The organism is Allopontixanthobacter confluentis (assembly GCF_009827615.1).
GTDB lineage: Bacteria > Pseudomonadota > Alphaproteobacteria > Sphingomonadales > Sphingomonadaceae > Allopontixanthobacter > Allopontixanthobacter confluentis.
On the sequence record NZ_WTYU01000002.1, the window covers coordinates 66,168 to 91,122 of the forward strand.

Below are 24,955 nucleotides of genomic sequence, written 5' to 3' on the forward strand. Positions count from 1 at the left end.
ACAATATCGTTTCAGGCGATACTACTTGCGCAATATTGGTCGTTGGTGGAGATGCGTTCCTGCGGAGGTTAGGAACCCTGGCCGCCGCGCCCTCATCAGCTTCTGCCTTCCTAGGAGCGTAACACCAGGAAGAACGCGTCCATGACCGATGCAACCGATGCTGTCGAAACACCCACTCCGCGCCGTAAACCCAAGCCTGAAATCACCACCATTGCAGGCCGCCCGCTGAAACCTTCAACGCTGATGATGGGCCATGGTTATGACCCCGCCCTGTCCGAAGGATCGCTGAAAGCGCCGATTTTCCTCACCTCCACCTTCGCATTCGAAAATGCCGCTGCGGGCAAGCGCCACTTTGAAGGCATCACCGGCAAGCGCCCGGGCGGCGCGGAAGGGCTGGTCTATTCCCGCTTCAACGGTCCCAACCAGGAAATCCTCGAAGATCGCCTCGCCATCTGGGATGGGGCAGAAGATGCGCTGTCATTTTCCAGCGGGATGACTGCCATTACCGTGATGCTGCTGGCCTATTGCGAACAGGGCGATGTCATCGTCCATTCCGGCCCGCTTTACGCGGCAACCGAAGGCTTTGTAGCCAAGGTTCTGTCCAAATTCGGCATCACCTACATCGACTTCGCCGCAGGCGCGACGCGCGAGGAAATGGATGATGTGCTGGCAAGGGCCAAGGCGCAGGCAGCTGAAAACGGCGGCAAGGTTGCCATGATCTACCTCGAAAGCCCGGCCAACCCGACCAATGCGCTGGTCGATATCGAAGCCATGCACGGCGCCCGCAATGCGGCGTTTCCAGCTGACGGCCCGCCGATTGCCATCGACAACACTTTCCTTGGCCCCCTGTGGCAGCGCCCGCTGGATAATGGCGCGGATATCGTCGTCTATTCGCTGACCAAATATGTCGGCGGCCATTCCGACCTTGTGGCAGGCAGCATAGCGGGCGCGAAAAAATGGATGGACCCGGTGCGCGCCCTGCGTAACACCATGGGCGGCATTTGCGATCCCAACACCGCATGGATGCTGCTGCGCAGCCTGGAAACGGTGGAATTGCGGATGGAACGGGCTGGCAAAAATGCGGAAAAAGTCTGCGCTTTCCTGCGTGACCACCCCAAGGTCGATGGCATTGGCTATCTCGGCTTTATTTCCGATCCGCGCCAGAAGGATATTTTCGAACGTCATTGTTCGGGCGCCGGCAGCACGTTCTCGCTGTTCATCAAGGGCGGCGAAGCAGAGGCATTCCGCTTCCTCGACAATCTGACCATTGCCAAACTGGCTGTCAGCCTGGGCGGTACGGAAACACTGGCCAGCCTGCCTGCCGCCATGACGCATCTTTCGGTGCCGGATGAACGCAAGGCTGCGCTTGGGATTACGGATAATCTGGTGCGCATTTCCATAGGCATCGAAGACCCGGACGATCTGATTGCCGATTTCGATCAGGCGCTTGGCAAGGTCTGACCGGCTTTCCGGCTTGAAATCGCGCCTCCAAAATGCACCGGCCAGCCATCTGGCCGGTGCATTTTTTGTTGCAAAAGCATCACAAAACCCCGCTCATAATAATATTATTTCGCCAAAGCTGTTTTTGGCATTTGAAAACATCACAAATCTTTTAGTTTTGCCGTCATTAATCTGATGGGGAAATCAAATGCGTTCGTCACTCACTGCAACCTCGCGCGCCACAATCTCGCGCACTACGAGGGTTCTTGGCCTTTCTGCCTCTGCGCTGTGCCTGGTCTGGTCTTCTGCCGGTTTCGCTCAATCTGCTGAAACGCAGGAAGACACGGTTGTCACCACGGGTGATTATGCCGATACAATCGTGGTTCTGGGTTCGCGCCGGACTGACCGGACGATTGCCGACAGCCCCATCCCGATTGATGTGATTGGCGGTGAAGCGCTGCAGAATTCAGGTTCGACCGAAACCAACCGCTTGCTCAATAATCTGGTTCCTTCGTTCAACTTTCCCCAGCCATCGCTGACTGACGGCACGGATTCGCTGCGGCCTGCAACGCTGCGCGGTCTTTCGCCCGACCAGGTTCTGGTGCTGGTCAATGGCAAGCGCCGCCATATGTCTTCGCTGCTCAACCTCAACGGTTCAATCGGCCGCGGTTCGGCAGCGGTGGACATGAACACCCTGCCATCCATCGCGATCGAACAGATCGAAGTCCTGCGTGACGGTGCATCCTCGCTTTACGGTTCTGATGCCATTGCCGGCGTGATCAACGTACAGCTGAAAAAACGCCAGGGCGGACGCGCGGTGGCAAGCTACGGCAAATATGTAACGACCCTGCGCGGTGTGGACGAAGTGGCCAGCGTGGCGCCGACCACCACCGCATCAGGCGATCCCGTCATTACCTTTACCGGCGATGATCGCGAACGCCGCGATGGTGAAACCTATACAATCGCAACCAACATCGGCCTGCCAGTGGGCGGCACCGGCTATCTGAACTTCACTGCCGAATATAAGGATCGTTCGCCAACCAACCGTTCCGGCCCGGATCTGCGGCGTCAATATAGCGGCACGGGTGATCCGCGCGAAACCACCATTTCGCGCTATTTGCACCGGTTTGGCGATGGCGAGTCCAAGGACCTCAACTTCGTCGTCAATGCCGGCGCCGACATCGGTGCGTGGGAACTTTACACCTTCGGCACATATGGCGTGCGCGATGCCAACGGCGCCGGTTTCTACCGCCGCTCGCTGGACGCGCGCAACCGCGATTATGCCAATGGCGCGCTGCCCTATTATGCCGATGGCTTCCTGCCGATCATCGTCAGTGAAATCCGCGATATTTCCGGCGCAGTCGGCATCCGCGGCGATCTGGCTGGATTCAATACTGATCTCTCGGTTGTCTATGGCACCAACCGACTGGATTATGATGTCGAAAACAGCTTCAACACATCGCTTGGCGGGATTGTCAGCCAGCGGCGCTTCGATGCTGGCGGGCTGCGTTCGGGCCAGACTTCGTTCAATCTCGATTTGCAGAAAGACATCGAAATCGGTTTTGCCAAAAGCGTATCTTTCGCGTTTGGCGGGGAATATCGGGATGAAAACTACAAGATCATTCCCGGCGAATTACAGAGCTACATCAACGGACCGTTTTCGTTCACCAATGGTGCGCCGGGTGGTTCGCAGGTTTTCCCGGGCTTCCGCCCCAACAATGCGATTGATGCATCACGCGATTCCATCGCCGGATATGTCGAGCTGGATGCAGACATTACCGATGCGCTGAACATGCAGGTTGCTGGCCGGTTCGAACATTTCTCCGACTTCGGCAATACGGTGAACGGCAAGTTTGCGGCACGCTATGAACCCATTGAAGGCATTGCCCTGCGTGGTTCGGTCTCCACCGGCTTTCGCGCACCTGGCCTTGCCCAACAGTTTTTCTCCACCACATCCACAAACAATGTCGGCGGCCAGCTGATCGAAGTAGGTACATTCCCTGTTGCATCGCCGGTGGCAATCGCATTGGGGTCAGAGCCGCTTGATGCCGAAAAATCGCTTAACTTCGGTGGCGGTGTCGCGATCAACCTGGTCGATGGTCTCAGCCTGACAGTCGATTATTACAACATCCGCATCAAGGACCGCATTACCCTTACCGAAAACCTTCAGGGCAACGATGTCGTCTCCACCCTGACTGCCGCTGGCATCACCGGTGTCACATCGGCGCGGTTCTTCATCAACGGCATTGATACGCGCACACAGGGCATCGACATTGTCGGCAGCTACCGCGTGCCTGACTTTGGCATGGGCGATCTGCGGCTGACAGTTGGCTATAACAAGACCGATACGAAGATCATTGATCGGCGTGAATTTTCAGGCTTCACCGCGCAGCGCCTGTTTGCCCGGCAGGAATCGTTCCGCCTGACTGATGGCCAGCCGAAGGACAAGCTGAACATCGGGCTGGACTGGGATTACGGTATTTTCGGCCTGACTGCGCGCACCAACCGCTTTGGCGATGTGTTCCTGCCATCGGGCGTTTCATCCCCGCAGCGTGATGACATTACCGTGGCAATGGGTGATGCCCCTGGTGACATCACTCTCAAGCCGAAATGGGTTACCGATCTGGAATTGCGGGCTAAACCGTCAGACGTCATCGAACTGGCGATTGGCGCGAACAATCTGTTCGATGTCTATCCCGACCGCCTTCCTTTCGGTGTGGTTGATGGCGTGAATTACGGCCTCAACAATTCATTCCTGCCTTATTCCTCGCAGTCGCCTTTCGGCTTCAGCGGCCGGTTCCTGTATGCCCGTGTGGCGGTCAACTTCTGATCCTGCACAGCATCAGCGCATAAGAAAAGGCGGCGGGGACAATGTCCCTGCCGCCTTTTTCATTACTGGCTTTTTCATTACTGGCTTTTTCATTACTGGCTTTTTCGTTGCGGCCTGTTCCTTGACGCTGCTGCGCAATGGCGGGGCTGGCCCTAGCCCTTCCACTCGCGGCGGTCTTCGGCTTGCTTCAGCACTTCATAAGCCACCTGGATGGCCTGAAACTGGGTTGCCGCTTCCTTGTCGCCTGGCTTCACATCAGGATGGACCAGCTTGGCTTTTGCGCGGAATGCCTTTTTGATCGCTTCAAATTCGACATCGGCTTCCAGTTCCAGCACCGCCAGCGCGCGCATTTCGTCGCTGCTGCGGCTGCCATCGCCGGACCCTGCCCAGCCATAATGGGATGCTTCGGCATAGCCTGAATTATCGCGCTGCTCGTTCGCGGCCCGTTCAGCGGCTTCTGCCTTGTCCAGCCCTTCGAAATAATCCCATTTGGAATTATATTCCGCAGCGTGCTTCTGGCAGAAATACCAGCGGTCAGGGCTGTTGGATGCCTTGGGCGCGGGGCACAGGCCGGGTTCGTCGCACAAGTGGCGATCACACGTGCGCTGCGCTGTGGCGGCCTGTTCGCTGCCATAACTGCGCCAGCGCGGAAAGCCCCAGTCGTTTGATCTGCGGGCACCTACCATGGGGAAATTTTTCTGGTCATAGGGGGCTTATAATAGGGATTGCCGCCTATTTTCGCCACCAAAGGTTTCCATTTACGGGAAACAAATCCGATGTTAAGATTTATGTTGCAGTGCACATAAATGGTGCAATCGCACATTCTTCCGGAAAGTTTTGACCATCATGAGCAAACAGCTTGGCACAGCAGTTGCTTTTTCCGTCATGACAATGGCGGCATTCGCGCTGTTTTTTACCGCAACGCCGCATGCGGCGGGAATTGCGAAGCCTGATGCCGTATCCGCTGGTGCCATGACTGGCGCAGCGGGCAATCCCGCCGCGCCATCCATGTTCAGCCCGCTGAAGTTTCGCTGATCAGTTGATCACCACGGTGACCGCACGGCGGTTGCGCGCCCACGAATTTTCATCGGACCCGATGGCAACCGGGCGTTCCTTGCCATAGCTGACAGTGCCGACGCGGCTGGCAGGGATGCCCAGCCCGACCAGATAATTCTTGGCTGCATTGGCGCGTCGTTCACCCAGCGCAAGGTTGTAATCGCGCGTTCCGCGTTCGTCAGCATGGCCTTCCACGGTGACGGTAATGCTTGTGTGCTGCATCAGATATTGTGCCTGCGTCTGCAGGGCCGCTGCATCCACACTGTCGATATTATATCGGTCTGTATCGAAATAGACGACATTCTGGCCATTCACCGCACTTTCGAAATGCGCCTGTGTGCCAAGCGACGCACCTGTTTCCACTGGCGGCAAGGCATCGGTTTCATCAGGCATCGTGCTTGCCTGCTGCGGCGGCAATTGTTTGGGAGCGGCGGTCTTGCAACCTGCCAGCGCGAACGTGCCGGTCATGATGGCAGCGATTACGATATTGCGGTTCATGGGCTTCTCCTTTGACTTTGTTATCGGCCCGACCTGCCATCTGGCAAGGTCAGTATATTATGGCAGCACCGGACCCCATGCAGGGTCGGAAGCATCAGCAGGCGTCGCCAGACGCCGTTCGTTGCGGCCCGTCAGATCAACCTGCCACAAGGATGTCCGGCCAGAACCGCGTTCCGTGCGGAAAAACTGGACGATGCGGCCATTGGGCGCCCAGGTGGGTGCTTCATCCTGCCAGCTATCGGTCAGATAGCGCCGGTTTGCGCCGGTCGGGCTCATCACCGCGACGCGGAAATCACCGGCGATATGGGTAAAGGCAATCTGGTCGCCGCGCGGGCTCCATTCCGGGGTGGCAGCACGCCCGCCAAAGAAACTGATGCGCTTCTGGTCTGATCCATCCGCATTCATCACATAGACCTGCTGGCTGCCTGAACGGTCGCTTTCAAAGACAATCTTGCTGCCGTCGGGCGAATAGGACCCGCCAATATCAATGCCCGGCGTGGTCGTCAGGCGAACGCTTTGCCCGCCATCTGCCGGCACGCGGTAAATGTCGGTATTGCCTGCAATCGCCATGGAATAGAGAATCCACCGTCCATCAGGCGACCAGCGCGGTGCGAAGGTGGGATTGTTGCTCTGCGTCACCAGCGTCTGTTTGCCCGTGCCAATGTCATAGACATAGATTCGCGGATTGCCGTCGACATAGCTGAGATAGAGCAGGCGGCGATAATCCGGCGAATAGCGCGGTGTCAGCGCGGTGGAACGCCCGGTGGTGATGAAGCGGTGGTTGGCGCCATCGGAATCCATGATCGCCAGGCGTTTTGTACGGTTATCCTTGGGGCCGGTTTCGGCGATATAAGCAATGCGGCTGTCAAAAAACGGGCTTTCCCCCGACAGGCGCGAATAGACAAGGTCAGCACATTTATGCGCAGCACGGCGCCAGTCACGCGGCGGGACAACCCAGCCGGCACGGACCAGTTCATTTTGCAGCGACACATCATAAAGATAGCAGCCCACGGTCAATCGGCCATCAGCCCCTGCCTTCACATAGCCATGCACCAGCATTTCGGCGCTGCGACTGGACCAGTTGGACCATGAAGGCGCGGTAATCTGCGCAAATGCGGGCTGCGGCAAGCCATCAGGACCAGCAGGCTTGAACAGGCCATTGTTCTTCAGATCGGCAGTAATGACGCGGGCCAGTTCCTTGCCCAATGCAGCAGTGCCGCTGGCATTGGCCGCAGTCGGCGCATCGCGGTCCGTGGCAAAGCCGGGGATTGCGATGCCCAGATCCTGCCATTCGCTTTCATCAGAAACCGACCCTGTCAGGCCGCCTTCCTGTTCAATCGTTTCCACCTGCCCGTCAGGCGGCAGAACAGAGCCAAGATCCTGCGCCGCCAGCGGAGCAGCGGCAAGGAATGTGAACAGAACCAGCAATTTTCTCATCGATCAAAGTTTCCTGTCGAACCGGAAAGAAGTGACGCGCTTCCACGCTTCGTAATATTCGGGCGGCAAATCAAACGGTGCTGCCAGTTGCACGGCGCGAATGGCCCGTTCGGCGTGCAAGTCCTTTTGCGGGCTGTTGGAATCGGTCACGCCCGACTGGCTTACCACTCTTGGCCGTCCAGACAGACTGCCATCCTGATTGAGATTGAAGGCCAGAATGGTGACCAATTGTTCCGCATCGGCACCTTGCGGCGCATTCCAGTGCGGTTTCAACTGCCGTGCGATGGACTGAGCCAGAGATGCCTTGGCGCTGGCACCGATTTGCGATGCAGGAACGCGGGTTTCTTTGGTGGCCGTATTATCGCCCGCACCTGGCAGGAAATCGGCCCCGATCCTGGAGCCGGTGGCAGGTTTTGCAGCAGCGGGTTTGGCCGGGGCCGCTTTGGCAGGGGCTGCCTTTGCAGATGAAGCTTTAGCGGGCGAAGTTTTGGCCTGAGCGGATTTCACAGGTGCCGGCTTTGCAGGTGCAGGCTTGGCAGTAGTTTTCGCAAGGGCCGGTTTGGGCTGCACCTGCCGGTCTGGCCGCAACCTTGGGACAGGCGGCGCAGGGGCAACGACGGGTTGCGGCGCAGGGATCAGCTCGGCCGGTTTTTCAACCGGGGGCGCAGGCTGCGGAGCGTCAGAAATGACCGGCGCAACTGCCGCCCTGCTGACCGGCACCGGGTCCGGCGCCGTATCTGCCAGGCTGACTTCGGTCGAAAGAGTGACCGTCATGCGTTCAGGCAGCGGCGCGGCGGTGTCATTTTCCGGCTGCAGGACGAGCGCGGCCACCAGCGCCACATGCAGCACCACGGCAATGCCAAGGCCGAGACGTTCATCAGTGCGGAGCGAATTAAGAGCCATGCAAGGTTGGCCTATGGGTCCGAAACTGAACCGTTGGTGACCAGCGAGATGGCATTGAAGCCAGAGCGATTGAGTTCGCCCATCACGGCCATCACCCGCCCGTATTCCAGCTTCTGGTCTGCCCGCAAAGTCACTTGCGGCAGGCTGCCATCAGGATTGGGCTGGATGTTGGCCAGGCGGTCGGGCAGTTCGCCAACCGCCAGCCGTTCTTCGCCAAGGTAGATGTACCCCTGCCCGTCAATGCTGACCGTCACCGGGTCCTGATCCGGCGCCAGCGCATTGGCGCGGCTTTCCGGCAGATCAATCGGCACCCCTGCGGCCAGTAGCGGCGCTGTGACCATGAAAATGATCAGCAGCACCAGCATCACGTCCACAAAGGGAGTGACATTGATTTCTGCCATGGGCGCACGGCGCCCGCCTCTGGCCCCGCCGCGGCGTCCGCGGGCGCCGCCCGATGATCCCCCTGATACGCCCATAGCCATCAGCCGCGTTCCAGCTCGCGGCTGAGACTGGCATGGAACCGGTCAGCAAAGCGGTTCAATTTGGCCTCGAAGGAATTCACCGAATGGCTGAACCGGTTATAGGCAATGACTGCCGGTATAGCGGCAAACAGGCCAATGGCCGTGGCAAACAGGGCTTCGGAAATACCCGGCGCCACCACCGCGAGCGAGCTGTTCTGCTGCATGCCGATCTGGAAAAAACTGTTCATGATGCCCCAGACCGTGCCGAACAGGCCTACAAAGGGGGCCACAGAGCCGACCGTGGCGAGGAAATTCAGCCGGTCTGCAAGGCTGTCTGCTTCCTGCGCGACCTGGCTTTCCAGCGCGCTGGCCAGCCGCTGGCGCGTGCCATCCCGGTCCAGCGCTTTGCCGCGGGTGGAATTGCGCCATTCCGCCATGGCCGATGATGCGACCCGCGCCGAAGGGATATCGCGCCGGCCGCGTTCTTTCATGAACGCATCGAAATCATCGACTTTCCAGAATTCGTCCTCAAACTTGGCCGACCGCCGTTTTACCCCGGCAAAGCGGACGCTGAACGCAATGATGATGGTCCACACCCACACGCTGGCAAGAAGCAGCCCTGCCATCACCACTTGCACGACGATATCGGCATCCAGAAACAGTTTGAGCGGGTCCAGATGGTCGGATGCGCCCGCAAGCGCAGGGGCCGCAGCCAGCAGGGAAAGTTCGGTCATTGGGGTGTATCCGGGGAAAGAACGGAGGGGAAAACAGGGGAAAGAACAGGCAAAAAGGCATCGCGCCATTCCTGCGGCTGGCGGCGGGGCCTGCCATCAGGGGCGACAAAACCGACCCGCAATTGCGCCTCGGCCAGTAATTCGGAGCTGCGAAATGCACGCTGGTGCATCCGCACAGAAGCGGCGCGCAATTGGGTGCAGCGGCTTTCAATCAGCACATCATCATCCAGTCTGGCCGGACGTGCATAGCGGATATGGAGGTCCGCCACTGCATAGGCGCCTTCGCCCGCTTCGATGGCGGCGCGCTGGTCAATATCCAGCACGCGCAGCATATCGGACCGCGCCCGTTCAAACCAGCGAAGGTAATTGGCATGGTAGACAATGCCGGAAAGATCCGTGTCTTCGTAATAGACACGCACCGCAAACTGGTGAAGTGGCCCATCGAAACGGCCGCCTTGAGGCGTGAGGGATTTATCCATGTCAGACAGGCCCCTTAGCGGAAGCGTGTTTGGCAGGGCAATACATTGCCGCGCACTGCCCTCGCTTGTCGCCCACTCGTGCCGATTTCGCGATTATCTGCGAACAATCATGGGGCCCAGCAGCTGCCCGCCAAACAGGTGGACATGCAGATGCGGCACTTCCTGTCCGCCATGTCCGCCAATATTGGCCAGCAGGCGGTAGCCCGGCTCAACCAGCCCATGTTCGCGTGCCACATGGCCTACTGCGCGGATGAACCCGGCGATTTCCTCGGCCGGGGCAGCAGCTGAAAAATCATCCCAGCTGACATATGCGCCTTTGGGAATGACCAGAATATGCAGCGGCGCCTGCGGATTGATGTCGGGAAAGGCATAGGCCCATTCATCCTCGTATATTCTGGTCGACGGAATTTCACCGCGCAGAATTTTGGCAAAGATGTTCTGGTCATCATACGGCCGGGTCGCGTCAATCGCCATCGTTGGCCCCCGCTGCGGAATTATCCTGGTTTTCTGGCTGCCGGGTGGCCTTTTCATCAAGCCCGGACGTACCTTCGCGGCGATCCAGTTCAGCCATCACTTCTGCCAGCGGAACGCCTTTTTCCGCCAACAGCACAGTCAGGTGAAACAATACGTCGGCAGCCTCGCCGACCAGTTCCGCTCGATCGCCGGAAAGGGCGGCAACCACCATTTCGACAGCTTCTTCGCCCAGTTTACGGGCCATGACCGGTAGCCCTCGCGCATGAAGCTGCGCGACATAGCTGCTGCCTGCATCTGCGCCGAGGCGCTGTTTGACAGTGGTTTCGAGGCGGGAAAGCGTATCCATCGGCCATCCATGAATGGCCCTGCCTGCGGGGTCAATACCGGCTTGATGAGGACCTGCTCGATCAGGGCCATCTAGATTAGGGCCATCTAGATTAGGGTCTGGCGGAATGATCCGCGCGGCGGACCCGCGAACGGGCCGCGCGGCGGCCAATGACCATGCCGGCAATGCCCAGCGCCATCAGCGCCAGATTGCTGGGTTCGGGAATATCCGCGAAACCGGCGGCATTTGCCGCAGATGCCCACGACACTGCGACAAACAACTGGATGAACAGGCAAAGGCGGGCAATCAGACGGACGGGCATGGGGGCGCTGTGTGCGAAATGGTAAATTCTGCAATAACCATTTTTCATGAGTCCCGCAGCGGGACCAAACTCAGCCGCGCGCAGGCAGGCCTGCTGCGCGCAGGGCGCTATGTGCCTCGGCAATTGTATAGGCGCCAAAATGGAAAATGGACGCTGCCAGCACTGCACTTGCGTGCCCTTTGGTTACGCCTTCCACCAGATGATCCAGCGTACCCACACCGCCGCTGGCAATGACTGGCACGGAAACCGCATCGGCAATGGTTCGGGTCAGGTCGAGATCATAGCCCGCCCTGGTCCCGTCACCATCCATCGAAGTGACCAGCAATTCCCCCGCGCCCAGCCCGGCCAGGCTGATGGCATGTTCAACTGCGTCAATCCCGGTGGCCTGCCTGCCGCCATGGGTGAAAATTTCCCACCGGCCCGGCGCAGTCTGGCGTGCATCGATGGATGCGACAACACACTGGCTACCGAATTTCTCCGCGATTTCCGCCACCACTTGGGGCCGCGCCACTGCCGCGCTGTTGACCGCAACCTTGTCCGCGCCTGCCAGTAGCAAGGCACGGGCATCTTCCGCCTTGCGGACACCGCCGCCCACCGTGACCGGCATGAAGCAGACTTCTGCCGTGCGCCGCACAATATCGAGCAATGTCCCGCGCCCTTCGTGAGTGGCCGATATATCGAGGAAACATAATTCATCCGCTCCCGCCGCATCATAGGCCTGCGCCTGTTCCACCGGATCGCCAGCATCCTTGAGGTCAACGAAATTGACGCCTTTGACCACGCGGCCATCGGCCACGTCGAGACAGGGAATGACGCGGATACGGACAGTCATGATACGCTCTAGGCCTGGCCGGACCCTGCCCGGCCCGCGCTGGACCGGCCCGCGTTGGACCGGCCCGCGTTGGACCTGCCCGCCATCGCCAGGGCCGCCGCCAGATCCAGCCGCCCGTCATACAGGGCGCGGCCGGTGATCACGCCTTCGATCCCTTCATGCGCGTGGATGGACAGCATGTGGATATCATCCAGCCCCTTGACCCCGCCGCTGGCGATCACTGGCATATCGGTGCGCCGCGCCAGTTCGACCGTGGCGTCGATGTTGCAGCCCTTCAGCAGCCCGTCGCGGCCAATATCGGTGAACAGCAGGCTGGCAACGCCGGCATCTTCGAACCGGCGGGCCATATCCTCTATTCTCACATCGGACACTTCTGCCCACCCTTCGGTGGCGATCAGGCCATCACGGGCATCCACTGCAACCACGATGCCGCCGGCATATTCCTTCGCCATGTCCTTGACGAATTGCGGGTCTTTCAACGCCGCTGTTCCCATCACGATGCGGGACACGCCAAGCTCGAACCAGCCTGCCACAGCTTCGCGGGTGCGGATGCCGCCGCCCAGTTGCACATGGCCGGGGAATGCCTCGACGATTGCTTCTACCGCGGCGCGGTTTTCAGCCCGCCCGGCGAAAGACCCGTCCAGATCGACAACATGAAGATGCTGCGCGCCAGCCTCCGCAAACAGCACTGCCTGCGCCGCCGGATCATCGCCATAAATGGTCGCTCGGTCCATATCGCCTTCGGCCAGCCGCACGACTTGACCCTGCTTGAGGTCGATGGCGGGAAAAACAATCATGCCAGAACTCTTTTCATGGTTTCCATTCCAGAAAGCGTGTGAGCAGGGAAAGGCCGTAAGACTGGCTTTTCTCCGGGTGGAACTGCACGCCGACGATATTATCCTGCGCCACTGCCGCGACAATGCCGCCGCCATGGTCGGTCATGGCGGCAATGTCATGGCCGTTTTCCGGCACGAAATGATAGGAATGGAGAAAATACGCCTCCCCTTCCTCGATCAGCCCGGCCGAACGGTCATGCGCTGGCAGGGCGACATCATTCCACCCCATATGCGGGACTTTGATCGCAGGGTCGGTTACTTCGATGGCGCGCACTTCGCCTGCAATCCAGCCCAGCCCGCTGGTCGCGCCATGTTCCAGCCCGCGGGTGGCAAGCAATTGCATGCCCACGCAAATTCCCAGAAACGGCGTGCCATCACGGCGGACCCGTTCATCCAGCGCATCCACCATGCCCTCTATCGCGCGCAGCCCATTCGCGCAGGCACCGAATGATCCAACGCCCGGCAAGACAATTCTTGCAGCCTTGCGGACCACGGCAGGATCGGCAGTCACGGCAACATCGGTGCAGCCTGCAGCTTTCAGCGCATTATGCACCGAATGAAGATTGCCAGCACCGTAATCAATGAGGGCGATCTGGTCAGCCATGCGCGGGATCAGCCACCAAGCTGGCCCTTGGTGGATGGCACAGCGCCTTCCTTGCGCGGGTCAAGTTCCACCGCGCTGCGCATCGCGCGGGCGAAACCCTTGTAGATCGCTTCGCAAATGTGGTGGTTGTTGTGGCCGTACAACAGTTCAATATGCAGCGTGATGCCCGCTGCCTGGGCCACCGAATGAAACCAGTGTTCAATCAGTTCGGTATCCCATTCGCCCAGCTTTTCCTGGCTGAAGCCTGCACGCCACACCAGATATGGCCGCCCGGAAATGTCCAGCGCAACCCGCGCCAGCGTTTCATCCATCGGGGAATAGACGTTGCCATATCTGCCAATGCCGGCCTTGTCGCCCATCGCCTGTGCCAACGCCTGACCCAGCGCAATCGCACTGTCTTCGGTGGTGTGGTGCTGGTCAATATGCAGATCGCCATCCACCTTCATGGTGACATCGATCAGCGAATGGCGGGAAAACTGTTCGACCATATGGTCAAGAAAGCCGATCCCGGTGGAAATGTCATACGTGCCATTACCATCGAGATTCACTTCGATGGCAATCTTCGTTTCGGACGTATTGCGGGCTATTCTGGCGGTGCGCATGGGTAGCGGGCTATACGCATGGCTGGCATTCGCGCAAGCGTCTGCTGGCGGCAAAAACAAACCTTTCGGACAAAACTCGGCTATTCCGGCTTGACCACAGGCCAACTGGACGCCACCTAGCACCCGATATGAGCGACGATGCGCCAGACAGCCTGATACCGTACGACGAGATCGTGCAGGAAGCCCTTCGTGCCGTGGTTGGCCGTGTCCTGGGAGAAATCCGTGACAATGGCAGCACCTTGCCGGGCAACCATCATTTCTACATTACGTTCAAGACAGCGGCGCCCGGCGTATCGATCCCGCAGCATCTGCGCGAACGTTTTCCTGATGAGATGACCATCGTGATCCAGAACAAATTCTGGGATCTGGGCGTCGATGAGGACGGCTTTACCGTGGGCCTCAGTTTCAACCAGATGCCTGCAAAACTGGACATTCCCTATTCCGCGATCACGGCCTTTGTCGATCCGGCAGTGGATTTTGGCCTGCAGTTTCAGGCGACCGTGTCTGACATGGCGCCGGAAGTTCACGACGATGCCGAGAATGATTTGTCGGAACAGGGCGGCGATGAAGCCGTTATTGGCAGTGAAGACGGCTCCAATGTCGTCACGGTTGATTTTGGCCGGAAAAAATAATCTGCAATGCCAGCATGACGTGCCGGCGGGCGCAGGATGGGGCAAAAATGAAAAAACACATTACTGACAAGGCAGCAGGCAAGTTCAACAAGGCAGCCCGTAAAGTAAACGGCCCGTCCAATGAAATCGCTGGCCCCAGCACCAACCCCAGCACCAATCTGATCATCAACGATATCATGCTTCGCAGTGTCGGCCGGCTTGCGCGCCAGACGGTGGAAAAGGGCATTCTGCGGCGGCGTTACGACCCCGCCAAAGCCAAGGCGATTGTCGAAAACCGCTCGCTGCTGCACACTCTGGCAGCTTACGGCGTGACGAAACTGGCCACGCGTTCCCTTCCCGGTGCGCTCGTCGTTGGCGGCGGATTGCTGGCCAAGACCCTGTTCGATCGCAGCCAGTCACGCCGGTCCTCCCGCAGGGCCGGTGAAAAGGCGCTGGACAAGCAGTCCGAAGAATAAACACCCGGCTGGCATTGCCACGGGGTTGATTTTGCATGGCTGCTCGTCGCAAGAGCAGCCATGACCTCACCGAATCCCGATACGCTGCAACGCCGCGGCCTCATGTTCATTCTGTCGTCCCCCTCCGGGGCAGGCAAAACGACCATCGCGCGGCGTATTCTTGCACAAGATGACGAAATCCGTCTGTCAGTCTCCTACACCACGCGCCCGATCAGGCTGGGTGAAGTGGAAGGGAAGGACTATTACTTTTGCGACAAGGCGGAATTCGAACGCAAGGTGGAAGCGGGCGATTTCCTGGAATGGGCCGAAGTATTCGGCCATTTATACGGCACCCCCAAGGCAGAGCTGAAAGCGGGCCTTAAATCGGGCCATGACTATCTGTTCGACATTGACTGGCAGGGGACCCAGCAATTGTATCAGCGGATGGAAGTGGACGTTGTCCGTGTTTTCCTGCTGCCGCCCAGCATTGGTGAATTGCAGCGCAGGCTGGCATCACGCGGCACGGACAGCGCCGATGTCGTGGCCGCACGCATGGCCCGCGCCCGGTCTGAAATCAGCCATTGGGACGGATATGATTACGTCGTCATCAATGATGATATCGACGCCTGTTTCGACAAGGTAACCGGCATTTTGCATTCGGAACGCATGCGCCGCGCCCGCCAGACGGGTCTGGTCGATTTCGTGCGGGAATTGATGCGCTGAACACAATTCCGCCGCGCTCCTTTACGCAAAGGAACGCGGCGGCAGGATTTGGAAATTAGGTTCAGCCGTTACGGCTTGGCAAAATGGCTTGGCAGATGGGCGTTTACGATCCCGCCATCAATCGCCAGCGTTTCACCGATCACATAATCGCCCGCACGGCTGGCAAGGTAAATCGCGCCTGCTGCCATGTCTTCGGACGTGCCGACACGCTTGGACGGAATGCCCGCCGCCGATTCGTCCGCATGGTCACGCGCAGCCCGGTTCATGGAACTGGGGAATGCACCCGGCGCAATGGCAGTGACGAAGATATTGTCCTTCACCAGCCGTCCGGCAAGCCGGCGGGTCAGGTGGATGATGGCCGCCTTGGACGCCTGATAGGGGTAGGTTTCCCACGGATTGATCCGCAGACCATCGATGCTGGCGATGTTGATGACCTTGCCCGGACGCTCTGCCGTGGCTGCTGCCTTCAACAGCGGATACAGCTTCTGCGTCAGGAAGAACGGCGTTTTCACGTTAAGGTCCATGGTGCGGTCCCAGCCCGCTTCGGAAAATTCCTCGAATTCCTGGCCCCAGGCAGCGCCTGCATTGTTGACCAGAATATCCAGCTTGTCTTCCCGCTCTGCAATCTGGTCCGCCAGTTGCTGGATGCCTTCCATGTTGGAAATATCGCCTGGCAGGCCAATCACCCTGTCGCCGAATTCTTCGACCGTGGCGTTGATTTCATCAACCTTCCGCGCGGTGATGTACACCCGTGCGCAGCCAGCGGCGAGGAAGCCTTCGACGATCATCTTGCCAATGCCGCGCGAACCGCCTGTCACCAGTGCAACGCGCCCTTCGAGGCTGAAAAGTTTACCGATATCCATCATAATCTCTCTCCGAAATGCCTCAATAACCGCTAATCTGGGCCACGCGTTCGGCGTGATAATAGGCATCACCCAGAAATTCCTGCAATGCCCGGTCGCGCTTCATATACAGGCCGATGTCATATTCATCGGTCATGCCGATGCCGCCGTGCATCTGCACGCCTTCGCGCACCGCCAGCCCCGCAACCTTACTCACCTTGGCCTTGGCAACCGACACCATCAGTTCTGCGCTTGGCGCATCAGCGTCCAGCAATTGCTGGGCCTTGATCACCACTGCGCGGGCAATTTCGACTTCGGAATAAAGATGCGCTGCACGGTGCTGCAATGCCTGGAATTCGCCAATCAGCTTGCCGAACTGCTTGCGCTGCTTGAGATAATCGATCGTCATGTCCATCGCGCCGCGCGCCACGCCCGCGCCTTCTGCGGCGGCACCGATGCGGCCTGCGTTGAGCATCCGGTTGAGGATTTCGCGGCCACCATCGACTTCGCCAATCACGGCGTCGCCATCAAGGTCCACCCCATCCAGCGTGAGATGCGTGGCCATGGAACTATCCACCAGCCGCACGGCAACCTGGCTGAGGCCAGCTACGTCCTTCGGCACGGCGAACAGGGTGATGCCGTCTGCATCATCATCAGCGCCCGAAGTGCGCGCCGCCACCACGATCATGTCTGCGCTGGCGCCATGAATGACAAAATCCTTCTTGCCCGAAAGCCTGAAGCCATTGCCGGATTTTTCCGCGCGCGTTTTTATCCGTTCGGGCCGGTGCTTTGCACCTTCATCAATGGCGACGGCAAAAACGCTGTCACCCGACACCAGCCCTGGCAGATAGCGGCCGCGCAAATCATCGCTGGCTTGCCCCAGGGCGGTTGCCGCCAGCACGGAGCTGGTCAGGAATGGCGACGGGGTCAGGTTGCGGCCGATTTCCTCCAGCACGATACCAGCTTCGACATGGCCCATCCCCAGCCCGCCATCATCTTCGGCAACCAAAATGCCAGTGAAGCCCATTTCCCCGAACTGCTTCCACAATTCATGGCCGAAACCATCCTTGCAGTCGCGGTCGCGCCAATGGCGCAGCTGCTTGTTGATCGACCCTTCTTCGGCCATGAACTGGCTGGCGCTATCGGCCAGCATTGCCTGATCTTCGTCGTGGTACAGTGGCATTCCATTTTCCCTAATGTCTTCAATCCGGAGTTGGTCCGGTATTGCGAGCGGCCGCAGCCGCCCGTTATCGCGTCGTCCGGGCACCGGCCCGGGGCACATTGCCGGATACTAGCTTCCCGGAAGGTCCAGGATACGCTTGGAAATCACGTTCAGCATGACTTCGCTGGTGCCGCCTTCGATGGAATTGGCCTTGGTCCGCAACCAGCCGCGCGATGGCTTGCCGCCGCCTGTTTCTTCACTATCCCATTCAAGGCTGCGGCTGCCGCCTGCCGACATCATCAACTCGTGCCGGCGCTTGTTCAGCTCTGTGCCGGCATATTTCATCGTGTTGGGCTGTGCGGGATGCGCCTTGCCCACCTTGATTTCATCGAGGAATTTTTCGCCCATCGCAGAATAGGCCAGTGCATCCACGTCGAACATTGCCAGTTCGGCGCGCAGCATCGGGTCCAACTCGCCCGCATGGCGCAGCATGGCCGCGCCGATGGCCGCCGTGCGGTCCCCGCCGCCTGCGCCCGAAATCATTTCCCGTTCATGGCCGAGCAGATATTTCGCCACGTCCCAGCCGCGGTTTACTTCACCCACGAACTGGTCCTTGGGCACCTTCACATCATCGAAGAAGGTTTCGCAGAACGGGCTGTTGCCGCTGATGAGCAGGATTGGCTTGGTCGAAACGCCCGGTGTCTCCATGTCGAACAGCATGAAAGTGATGCCCTGATACTTGTTCGTCTTGTCCGTCCGCACGAGGCAGAAAATCCAGTCCGCCTGATCGGCGTAGGATGTCCACACTTTCTGGCCGTTGACCACCCAGTGATCGCCCTGGTCTTCGCCATAGGTCTGGAGCGAAACCAGATCGGAGCCGGAACCTGGCTCGGAATAGCCCTGACACCAGCGGATTTCGCCGCGGGCAATCTGGGTCAGATAATGTTTCTTCTGTTCTTCCGTGCCGAAATGCAGAAGCGCAGGGCCGAGCATCCAGATGCCGAAGCTGGACAGCGGCGGGCGCGCATTGATGCGGGACATTTCCTCGCGCAGCACCTTGGCTTCGCCAGCGTCCAGGCCAGCGCCGCCATAATCCTTTGGCCATGCAGGCACGGTATAGCCCTTGGCAACGCAGGCTTCGAACCAGGATTTTTGCGCCTCATTCTTGAACGTCGCGCGGCGGCCGCCCCAATATACGTCTTCCTCATCGCGGACCGGCTGGCGCATTTCTTCAGGACAATTGGCCTCCAGCCATGCGCGTGTCTCGCTGCGGAATGTATCCAGATCTGCCATTTCAGTTTCCTCTCGACTCGGCGGCAGTCCGTCCAAAACGGCTGCTCAATTGCCGCTTACGTTAAAGGCAAAACGGCCGATGCCGCAAGCATGTCGGTGACTTTGCCCTGTGCCGTAGCGTCAACACGCTTCGCATTGACGGGGCGGATGCCAAGCCTAAGCTGCACGGTATAAAAACAAGCAGGAGTGGATGATGCGATTCTCGGGAAAAACCGTGATTATCACTGGTGCAGCGTCAGGAATTGGCAAGGCAGCAGTCATGCTTTTTGCCGGTGAAGGCGCCCATGTCTTTGCTGCTGACATCGATGAAAAAGGCGGCACTGAACTGGCTGCCCAGTCCAACGGATCGATCACATTCCAGCATTGCGATGTCACCTCCACTGAAAGCATCAAGGCGCTGATGGACCGCGCGGCGGCAGACACTGGCGGCATCGATATTGTCTTCAATAATGCCGGTGCCGGCGGCGACATGGCCCCAATCGACGAAATCGAACCGGATGGCTGGGACTGGACGATGGACCTGCTTTTGAGGTCAGTCGCATTTGGCATCCGCTATGCCGTGCCGCACATGATCGGGCGGGCCAATCCATCCATTGTCAACACATCCAGCGTGGCCGCCGTGGGGCCGGGATATTCGCCCAATGCCTATGCCGTGGCCAAGGCCGGCGTGCTGCATCTGACCAAGACATCCGCTGCCGATCTGGCCAGGCACCAGATCCGCGTGAATGCCATCCAGCCCGGTTTCATCAACACCAACATCTTCACTTCGTCGCTGGAAATGCCGGCTGAAATGGTGGGCGATGCCAAGGCAGTAATTGCCCAGATGTCGCAAGCGGCACAGCCTGTGGCCCGCGGCGGCCAGCCGGAAGACATTGCCAAAGCGGCCGCATTTCTGGCCAGCGATGATGCGACCTTCATCAATGGCACCTCCATCATCGTCGATGGCGGCCTGACCATTGGCCCCCGGCACAGTTGGGATCCGGCGGAACCTGACCTGTTCGAAGCGCTTCGTGTCATGCGCGAGGGCGCTGCGTGAAGAACGAAGGATCAGCCACGGCAAATGGACTTTTACCCCTCAGGCTGAAACTGTATCACGGCTTTGGCGCCGTTGCTTTCGGGGTCAAGGATAACGGCTTTTCCGTATTCCTGCTGATTTTCTACAATCAGGTGCTGGGCATGGATGCGGGGCTGGTCAGCGCTGCGCTGGGCCTGGCGCTGATCATCGATGCCATGATTGATCCCATGCTGGGCAACCTGTCTGACCGCACCTATACGCGGTGGGGGCGAAGGCTGCCGTGGCTGTATGCAGCCGCGCTGCCGCTGGCAATTGCATGGGCGCTGTTGTGGTCCCCGCCGATTGACGGGCCGCCCAGTTTCCTTGGTCTGCTGATGGTGTGCGTGCTGGTGCGGATGCTGCTGTCGGCTTGCGAAGTGCCCTCGGTGGCGCTGGTGCCAGAACTGACCAGCGATTATGTCGAGCGCACGACATTGTTCCGCTATCGCTATCTGTTCGGGTGGAGCGGCGGGCTGATCATGCTGCTGCTGGCGTATATCGTGTTCCTGCCTGGCGACGAGATGCTGCAGCGCGAAGGTTATGTCAGCTTTGGCGTGCTGGGCGGGGTTCTTATCTTCCTGTCCGTGGTCATCTCGGCGTTGGGACAGCATAAGCGCGTGGCGCATCTGCCAACGCAGAAACCGCCACCATTTTCGCTCAAAGTGGCCTTTTCGGAAATTTACGAAGCATTTTCAGAGCGCGCATTTCTCATTCTCGCTGCGGGCGCACTGGGTGCCTTCATCAGCCAGGGCATGACATTTGCCATCACCAACTATCTATATCTGTTCGTGTGGGAATTTACCCAGACAGCTTTCATCATTTACCCGCTGGTCCTGTTTGTCAGCGTGCTGATCGTGTTCCTCACCATCGGCAGCCTGCACGAAAGGTTCGGCAAACCGCGAACCGCCTTTTGGGCAACGCTTGTATCGCTGACCTTATGGACCACACCCTATGTGCTGAGGCTGGCGGGCGCGTGGCCGGAAATTGGCGGGACTTTATCGACTGCGCTGATCCTGGGCTTTGTCCTTGTCAGCAATGTCTTTGCCGTCACGGTGATGATTTCTGCGTCTTCCATGGTCGCTGAAATTGTCGAGGCATTCCAGGTTCGCACCGGACGAAGGGCAGAAGGCTCGTTCTATTCAGGAAACTGGTTTGTGCAGAAATGTGCAACAGGCGTGGGCATTTTTCTGGCCGGCATGATGATCAAACTGTCAGGAATGCCTGATAATGCGAAGCCCGGCGAAGTGGCGGCTGCTGTGCTCGATAATCTGACAATCTATTATATCGCCGCGTCGATAGGTCTGGCACTGTTCTCCGCATATTGGCTGCGGCGTTTCCCCATCACCCGCGATGATCACGAAGCGACCCTGAAAACTCTTGATGCTGCGGCCCGCGGCAACATCGACGCAGGCGGCGTAGTTCCCTGAATTCTTTCAAACCAACAGAGGATATCAAATATGGATTTCGATCTTACCGACAGGCAAACGCACTGGCGCGACCAGGTGCGCCATTTCATCGATGCCCATGTCCGCCCACGCCATGGCGAATACAAGCAGCAGAAAGCCGAAGGCGAACGCTGGAAAGTGCTGCCGGTGATCGAAGAGGAAAAGGCCCGCGCCAAGGCGCAGGGCATCTGGAACCTGTTCATGCCGCCGCAGGCTGGCCGCAGCCACGTGGATGACAGCTTCGAATTCGAAGGTCCGGGCCTCACCAATCTCGAATATGCGCTGTGTGCAGAAGAAATGGGCCGCATTGGCTGGGCCAGCGAAGTGTTCAACTGTTCCGCGCCTGATACCGGCAATATGGAAGTATTCCACCGGTATGGCACGCGCGAGCAGAAGGACACATATCTGGCCCCGCTGATGAACGGCGAAATCCGTTCCGCCTTCCTGATGACAGAGCCGGACGTGGCCAGTTCCGACGCGACCAATATCGAATGTTCGATTGTCCGCGAAGGCGACGAATATGTCATCAATGGCCGCAAATGGTGGTCTTCGGGCGCTGGCGATCCGCGTTGCACCATTTCCATCGTCATGGGCAAAACCGATTTCGAAGCCAAGCGCCACCAGCAGCAATCGATGGTGCTGATGCCGCTGGATGCCGAAGGCGTGGTGATTGAACGCCATCTGCCGGTGTTCGGTTATGATGATGCACCCCATGGCCACATGGAAATCGCGCTGAACAATGTTCGCGTTCCGGTTTCGAACATGCTGCTGGGCGAAGGCCGCGGTTTCGAGATTGCGCAGGGCCGCCTCGGGCCTGGCCGCATTCATCACTGCATGCGCACCATTGGCGTTGCCGAAGAAGCGATCGCGAAAATGGCGAAGCGCCTTCAGTCGCGCACGGCATTCGGCAAGAAGCTGTATGAACATTCGGTTTGGGAACAGCGCATTGCGCAGGCACGGATCGACATCGAGATGACTCGCCTGCTGTGCCTCAAGGCCGCAGACATGATGGACAAGGTCGGCAACAAGGCCGCGGCGCAGGAAATTGCCATGATCAAGGTGCAGGCCCCCAACATGGCTCTGCGTATTCTTGACGATGCAATCCAGGCGCATGGCGGCGGCGGTGTGTCCGATGATTTCGGCCTGGCCGAAGCCTATGCCCATCAGCGCACCCTGCGCCTTGCCGATGGTCCCGATGAAGTTCATGCGCGCGCCATTGCGCGGATGGAATTTGCCCGTCACGCCCCCGCCCCTGATGCCGATGCCGGTTTCAGTTCAGGCGATATGGGTGCCACCCGCTGAATAAACGCCTCTGGCAACGGGGGCAGACAAGACAAGAAGGACTATCATGAAAGCTGCCATCCTCGAACAGCCAGGCAAGCCACTCGTCATTTCAGAAGTGACGATTGCCGAACCTGGCCCGCATGAAGTGTTGATCAAGACGGCGGCCTGCGGGCTGTGCCATTCTGACCTGCATTTCATTGACGGCGCCTATCCCCATGCATTGCCCGCAGTTCCGGGCCATGAAGCGGCAGGCGTGGTCGAAGCGGTGGGCAGCGAAGTGAAAACGGTAAAGGTGGGGGACCACGTGGTCTCCTGCCTTTCCGCTTTCTGCGGCCATTGCGAATTTTGCGTGACGGGCCGCATGGCGCTGTGCCTGGGCGGTGACACCCGCCGGCAGGCAGGCGATGGCGCACGCCTGATGGGCAGCGACGGGCAGGTGGTGAACCAGATGCTCAACCTGTCCGCCTTTGCCGAGAAAATGCTGATCCACGAACATGCCTGCGTTGCCATCGACAAGGATATGCCGATGGACCGTGCGGCCCTGCTGGGCTGCGCTGTCACCACGGGCGCTGGCACCATTTTCAACGCCTGCAAGCTGGTGCCGGGTGAAACCGTGGCTGTGATCGGCTGCGGCGGGGTTGGCCTTGCCGCTGTCAATTCAGCCATGATTGCCGGTGCCGGCCGCATCATCGCAGTAGACCCGATGCCGGAAAAGCGGGAACTGGCCAAAGTCCTTGGCGCGACCGATGTGATTGACCCCGGTGCAGATGGCGCTGTAAAACAGATCATCGCCATGACCGGCGGCGGAGTCCATCACGCGATCGAGGCAGTTGGCCGTCAGGCCTCTGCCGATATGGCAGTGCAGATCCTGCGCCGCGGCGGCACCGCCACGATTCTGGGCATGATGCCGCTGGATTGCAAAGTGGGTCTGGGCGCGATGGACCTCCTCAGCGGGAAAAAGCTGCAAGGCGCGATCATGGGCATGAACCATTTCCCCGTGGACCTGCCGCGGCTGGTGGATTTCTACCTGCGCGGCCTGCTTGATCTCGACACCATCATTGCCGAACGGATCACCCTTGATCAGGTGAATGAAGGTTTTGACGCAATGCGCGCTGGCCGTTCAGCCCGTTCGGTCATCGTATTCGATACGTAAGGACAGGGCCGGATAATGGATTACGAAAAAGAAATGGTCGGCACTGTCGAAGTGCCGGAAAAAGACCGGCTGGACGAAGCAAAGCTGACCCCGTGGATGGAAGCGAACGTCGAAGGCTTTGCCGGCCCCATGACCATTACCAAGTTCAAAGGCGGGCAATCCAACCCCACCTACCGGATTGATACGCCGGCGCAGTCCTATGTGCTGCGCCGTCAGCCGTTCGGCAAATTGCTGCCTTCTGCCCATGCGGTGGACCGGGAATATCGCGCCATGGCCGCGCTCTACCCCACCGGCTTTCCAGTGCCGCGGGCCTATGGCCTGTGCGAAGATACAGACGTGCTGGGTTCCAAATTCTTCATCATGGGGCTGGCTGATGGCCGGTCGCTGTGGAACGGTTCCCTGCCCGGTTGCGAGCCCAACGAACGCGGCGCCATTTATAACGCCATGATCGATACAATCGCCGATCTTCACCTGAAAAATCCGGATGATATTGGCCTGTCCGATTTCGGCAAGCCCACGGATTACTGCGCACGGCAGATTTCGCGCTGGTCAAAGCAATATAAGCTTTCCGAAACCGAGAGCATTCCCAAAATGGACCGGCTGATTGAATGGCTGCCCACGACCATCCCGCCGCAGCATGGAAATGGCATTGCCCATGGCGATTACCGGCTGGACAATATGATTTTCCATAAGACAGAGCCTCGCGTTATTGCCGTGCTGGACTGGGAATTATCCACTCTGGGAGATCCGATTGCGGATTTCTCCTACCTCATGCTGAACTGGATCAGCCCGGTGGACGGGCGCGCCGGCATTGGCGGGCTGGATCACCAGGCATTGGGCATTCCGACCATGGAAGAAGCGGTGGACCGCTATGTTACGCGCACCGGTTTTCCGGTGCCGCCGATGGATTGGTATTTTGCCTATAATCTGTTCCGGCTGGCAGGCATCATCCAGGGCATCAAGAAACGCGTCATCGATGGCACGGCATCAAGTTCGCATGCCCGGGAAATGTCCGAACGGGTGGGTCCGCTGGTGGACCGCGCCTATGAATTTGCGATCAAGGCCGGGATGCCCGCCACTGCCGGGCTGGACTGACGCGA

The 24,955-nt window shown here is 59.0% G+C and carries 28 protein-coding genes and 1 pseudogene; 12 read left to right on the forward strand and 17 right to left on the reverse strand.

Annotated features, from left to right (window positions below; translation table 11 throughout):
* The first annotated feature begins 141 nt into the window (after nt 1-141).
* The 3 genes from GRI44_RS08615 to GRI44_RS08625 are packed head-to-tail and all read left to right on the forward strand — an operon-like array spanning nt 142 to nt 4,270.
* Nucleotides 142-1,461, forward strand: coding sequence for a cystathionine gamma-synthase family protein (locus GRI44_RS08615; RefSeq protein WP_160601424.1), 1,320 nt, complete (start codon nt 142-144; stop codon nt 1,459-1,461).
* Nucleotides 1,448-1,636 carry a hypothetical protein gene (locus GRI44_RS08620; RefSeq protein WP_160601425.1) on the forward strand — a complete coding sequence of 63 codons (189 nt, stop codon included), beginning with the start codon at nt 1,448-1,450 and terminating at the stop codon, nt 1,634-1,636. Before GRI44_RS08615 ends, GRI44_RS08620 begins: the two co-directional genes overlap by 14 nt.
* Before the next feature lie 12 nt (nt 1,637-1,648).
* Nucleotides 1,649-4,270, forward strand: coding sequence for a TonB-dependent receptor plug domain-containing protein (locus GRI44_RS08625; RefSeq protein WP_160601426.1), 2,622 nt, complete (start codon nt 1,649-1,651; stop codon nt 4,268-4,270).
* Between the two features lie 152 nt (nt 4,271-4,422).
* Here the strand turns inward: GRI44_RS08625 and GRI44_RS08630 are convergent, their stop codons facing one another.
* The gene (locus GRI44_RS08630) at nt 4,423-4,956 is read right to left on the reverse strand and encodes a J domain-containing protein (RefSeq protein WP_160601427.1); all 534 of its coding nucleotides are present in this window, start codon (nt 4,954-4,956) and stop codon (nt 4,423-4,425) included.
* Between the two features lie 160 nt (nt 4,957-5,116).
* On the opposite strand from GRI44_RS08630, the gene GRI44_RS08635 reads away from it, so the two are divergent.
* The gene (locus tag GRI44_RS08635; protein ID WP_160601428.1) at nt 5,117-5,305 is read left to right on the forward strand and encodes a hypothetical protein; all 189 of its coding nucleotides are present in this window, start codon (nt 5,117-5,119) and stop codon (nt 5,303-5,305) included.
* Here GRI44_RS08635 and pal read toward each other — a convergent pair whose 3' ends face one another.
* The 13 genes and pseudogenes from pal to hisB form a co-directional block, all read right to left on the reverse strand.
* Nucleotides 5,306-5,824: a peptidoglycan-associated lipoprotein Pal gene (pal, locus tag GRI44_RS08640; protein ID WP_160601429.1), complete on the reverse strand. Its 519-nt coding sequence runs from the start codon at nt 5,822-5,824 to the stop codon at nt 5,306-5,308. It abuts the gene before it with no gap.
* A 57-nt stretch (nt 5,825-5,881) separates the two neighbouring features.
* Nucleotides 5,882-7,261 (reverse strand): Tol-Pal system beta propeller repeat protein TolB, encoded by a 1,380-nt coding sequence (gene tolB, locus GRI44_RS08645; protein WP_160601430.1) that lies wholly within the window; start codon nt 7,259-7,261, stop codon nt 5,882-5,884.
* Nucleotides 7,262-7,264: 3 nt separating this feature from the next.
* A complete protein-coding gene (locus GRI44_RS08650; RefSeq protein WP_160601431.1) occupies nt 7,265-8,164 on the reverse strand; it encodes an energy transducer TonB in 900 nt (299 codons plus the stop codon).
* Nucleotides 8,165-8,175: 11 nt separating this feature from the next.
* Nucleotides 8,176-8,646 carry an ExbD/TolR family protein gene (locus GRI44_RS08655; RefSeq protein WP_160601432.1) on the reverse strand — a complete coding sequence of 157 codons (471 nt, stop codon included), beginning with the start codon at nt 8,644-8,646 and terminating at the stop codon, nt 8,176-8,178.
* Nucleotides 8,646-9,359: a protein TolQ gene (gene tolQ / locus GRI44_RS08660; RefSeq protein WP_160601433.1), complete on the reverse strand. Its 714-nt coding sequence runs from the start codon at nt 9,357-9,359 to the stop codon at nt 8,646-8,648. The genes GRI44_RS08655 and tolQ overlap by 1 nt, the downstream gene beginning before the upstream one ends.
* Nucleotides 9,356-9,838, reverse strand: coding sequence for a YbgC/FadM family acyl-CoA thioesterase (locus GRI44_RS08665; protein ID WP_160601434.1), 483 nt, complete (start codon nt 9,836-9,838; stop codon nt 9,356-9,358). The genes tolQ and GRI44_RS08665 overlap by 4 nt, the downstream gene beginning before the upstream one ends.
* A 93-nt stretch (nt 9,839-9,931) precedes the next feature.
* Nucleotides 9,932-10,312, reverse strand: coding sequence for a histidine triad nucleotide-binding protein (locus tag GRI44_RS08670; protein ID WP_160601435.1), 381 nt, complete (start codon nt 10,310-10,312; stop codon nt 9,932-9,934).
* On the reverse strand, nt 10,302-10,658 hold the full coding sequence (locus GRI44_RS08675; RefSeq protein WP_160601436.1) for a phosphoribosyl-ATP diphosphatase: 357 nt from the start codon (nt 10,656-10,658) through the stop codon (nt 10,302-10,304). Before GRI44_RS08675 ends, GRI44_RS08670 begins: the two co-directional genes overlap by 11 nt.
* 91 nt (nt 10,659-10,749) lie before the next feature.
* Complete coding sequence (locus GRI44_RS08680) at nt 10,750-10,959, reverse strand: PEP-CTERM sorting domain-containing protein (protein ID WP_232843087.1); 210 nt, start codon at nt 10,957-10,959, stop codon at nt 10,750-10,752.
* 70 nt (nt 10,960-11,029) lie between these two features.
* The gene (gene hisF / locus GRI44_RS08685; protein WP_160601437.1) at nt 11,030-11,791 is read right to left on the reverse strand and encodes an imidazole glycerol phosphate synthase subunit HisF; all 762 of its coding nucleotides are present in this window, start codon (nt 11,789-11,791) and stop codon (nt 11,030-11,032) included.
* 80 nt (nt 11,792-11,871) lie between these two features.
* A pseudogene (gene hisA, locus GRI44_RS08690) lies at nt 11,872-12,588 on the reverse strand (1-(5-phosphoribosyl)-5-[(5-phosphoribosylamino)methylideneamino]imidazole-4-carboxamide isomerase); the annotation flags it as partial.
* A 13-nt stretch (nt 12,589-12,601) separates the two neighbouring features.
* Nucleotides 12,602-13,231: an imidazole glycerol phosphate synthase subunit HisH gene (hisH, locus tag GRI44_RS08695; RefSeq protein WP_160601439.1), complete on the reverse strand. Its 630-nt coding sequence runs from the start codon at nt 13,229-13,231 to the stop codon at nt 12,602-12,604.
* A gap of 8 nt (nt 13,232-13,239) precedes the next feature.
* A complete protein-coding gene (hisB, locus tag GRI44_RS08700) occupies nt 13,240-13,833 on the reverse strand; it encodes an imidazoleglycerol-phosphate dehydratase HisB (RefSeq protein ID WP_160601440.1) in 594 nt (197 codons plus the stop codon).
* Nucleotides 13,834-13,961: 128 nt separating this feature from the next.
* Here hisB and GRI44_RS08705 point away from each other — a divergent pair, with 128 nt between their 5' ends.
* The 3 genes from GRI44_RS08705 to gmk are packed head-to-tail and all read left to right on the forward strand — an operon-like array spanning nt 13,962 to nt 15,622.
* Nucleotides 13,962-14,465, forward strand: a complete 504-nt coding sequence (locus GRI44_RS08705; protein ID WP_160601441.1) for an SspB family protein — start codon at nt 13,962-13,964, stop codon at nt 14,463-14,465.
* Nucleotides 14,466-14,512: 47 nt separating this feature from the next.
* On the forward strand, nt 14,513-14,920 hold the full coding sequence (locus tag GRI44_RS08710; RefSeq protein ID WP_202386286.1) for a hypothetical protein: 408 nt from the start codon (nt 14,513-14,515) through the stop codon (nt 14,918-14,920).
* 60 nt (nt 14,921-14,980) lie between these two features.
* Complete coding sequence (gene gmk, locus GRI44_RS08715; protein WP_232843088.1) at nt 14,981-15,622, forward strand: guanylate kinase; 642 nt, start codon at nt 14,981-14,983, stop codon at nt 15,620-15,622.
* Nucleotides 15,623-15,690: 68 nt separating this feature from the next.
* Here the strand turns inward: gmk and GRI44_RS08720 are convergent, their stop codons facing one another.
* From GRI44_RS08720 to GRI44_RS08730, 3 genes are all read right to left on the reverse strand, one after another.
* The gene (locus GRI44_RS08720) at nt 15,691-16,485 is read right to left on the reverse strand and encodes an SDR family oxidoreductase (RefSeq protein WP_160602291.1); all 795 of its coding nucleotides are present in this window, start codon (nt 16,483-16,485) and stop codon (nt 15,691-15,693) included.
* A gap of 22 nt (nt 16,486-16,507) precedes the next feature.
* The gene (locus tag GRI44_RS08725; protein ID WP_160601442.1) at nt 16,508-17,647 is read right to left on the reverse strand and encodes an acyl-CoA dehydrogenase family protein; all 1,140 of its coding nucleotides are present in this window, start codon (nt 17,645-17,647) and stop codon (nt 16,508-16,510) included.
* 108 nt (nt 17,648-17,755) lie between these two features.
* Complete coding sequence (locus GRI44_RS08730) at nt 17,756-18,919, reverse strand: acyl-CoA dehydrogenase family protein (protein WP_160601443.1); 1,164 nt, start codon at nt 18,917-18,919, stop codon at nt 17,756-17,758.
* Nucleotides 18,920-19,112: 193 nt separating this feature from the next.
* Here GRI44_RS08730 and GRI44_RS08735 point away from each other — a divergent pair, with 193 nt between their 5' ends.
* Genes GRI44_RS08735 through GRI44_RS08755 form a run of 5 tightly spaced genes read left to right on the forward strand, consistent with a single transcriptional unit; the run spans nt 19,113 to nt 24,950 of the window.
* Nucleotides 19,113-19,955, forward strand: coding sequence for an SDR family NAD(P)-dependent oxidoreductase (locus GRI44_RS08735; RefSeq protein WP_160601444.1), 843 nt, complete (start codon nt 19,113-19,115; stop codon nt 19,953-19,955).
* Nucleotides 19,952-21,400 carry an MFS transporter gene (locus tag GRI44_RS08740; protein WP_160601445.1) on the forward strand — a complete coding sequence of 483 codons (1,449 nt, stop codon included), beginning with the start codon at nt 19,952-19,954 and terminating at the stop codon, nt 21,398-21,400. The genes GRI44_RS08735 and GRI44_RS08740 overlap by 4 nt, the downstream gene beginning before the upstream one ends.
* A 30-nt stretch (nt 21,401-21,430) precedes the next feature.
* Complete coding sequence (locus GRI44_RS08745; protein WP_160601446.1) at nt 21,431-22,720, forward strand: acyl-CoA dehydrogenase family protein; 1,290 nt, start codon at nt 21,431-21,433, stop codon at nt 22,718-22,720.
* A 43-nt stretch (nt 22,721-22,763) separates the two neighbouring features.
* Nucleotides 22,764-23,855, forward strand: a complete 1,092-nt coding sequence (locus tag GRI44_RS08750; RefSeq protein WP_332872430.1) for a Zn-dependent alcohol dehydrogenase — start codon at nt 22,764-22,766, stop codon at nt 23,853-23,855.
* Nucleotides 23,856-23,870: 15 nt separating this feature from the next.
* Nucleotides 23,871-24,950 (forward strand): phosphotransferase family protein, encoded by a 1,080-nt coding sequence (locus GRI44_RS08755; protein WP_160601448.1) that lies wholly within the window; start codon nt 23,871-23,873, stop codon nt 24,948-24,950.
* The last annotated feature ends 5 nt before the right edge of the window (nt 24,951-24,955 follow it).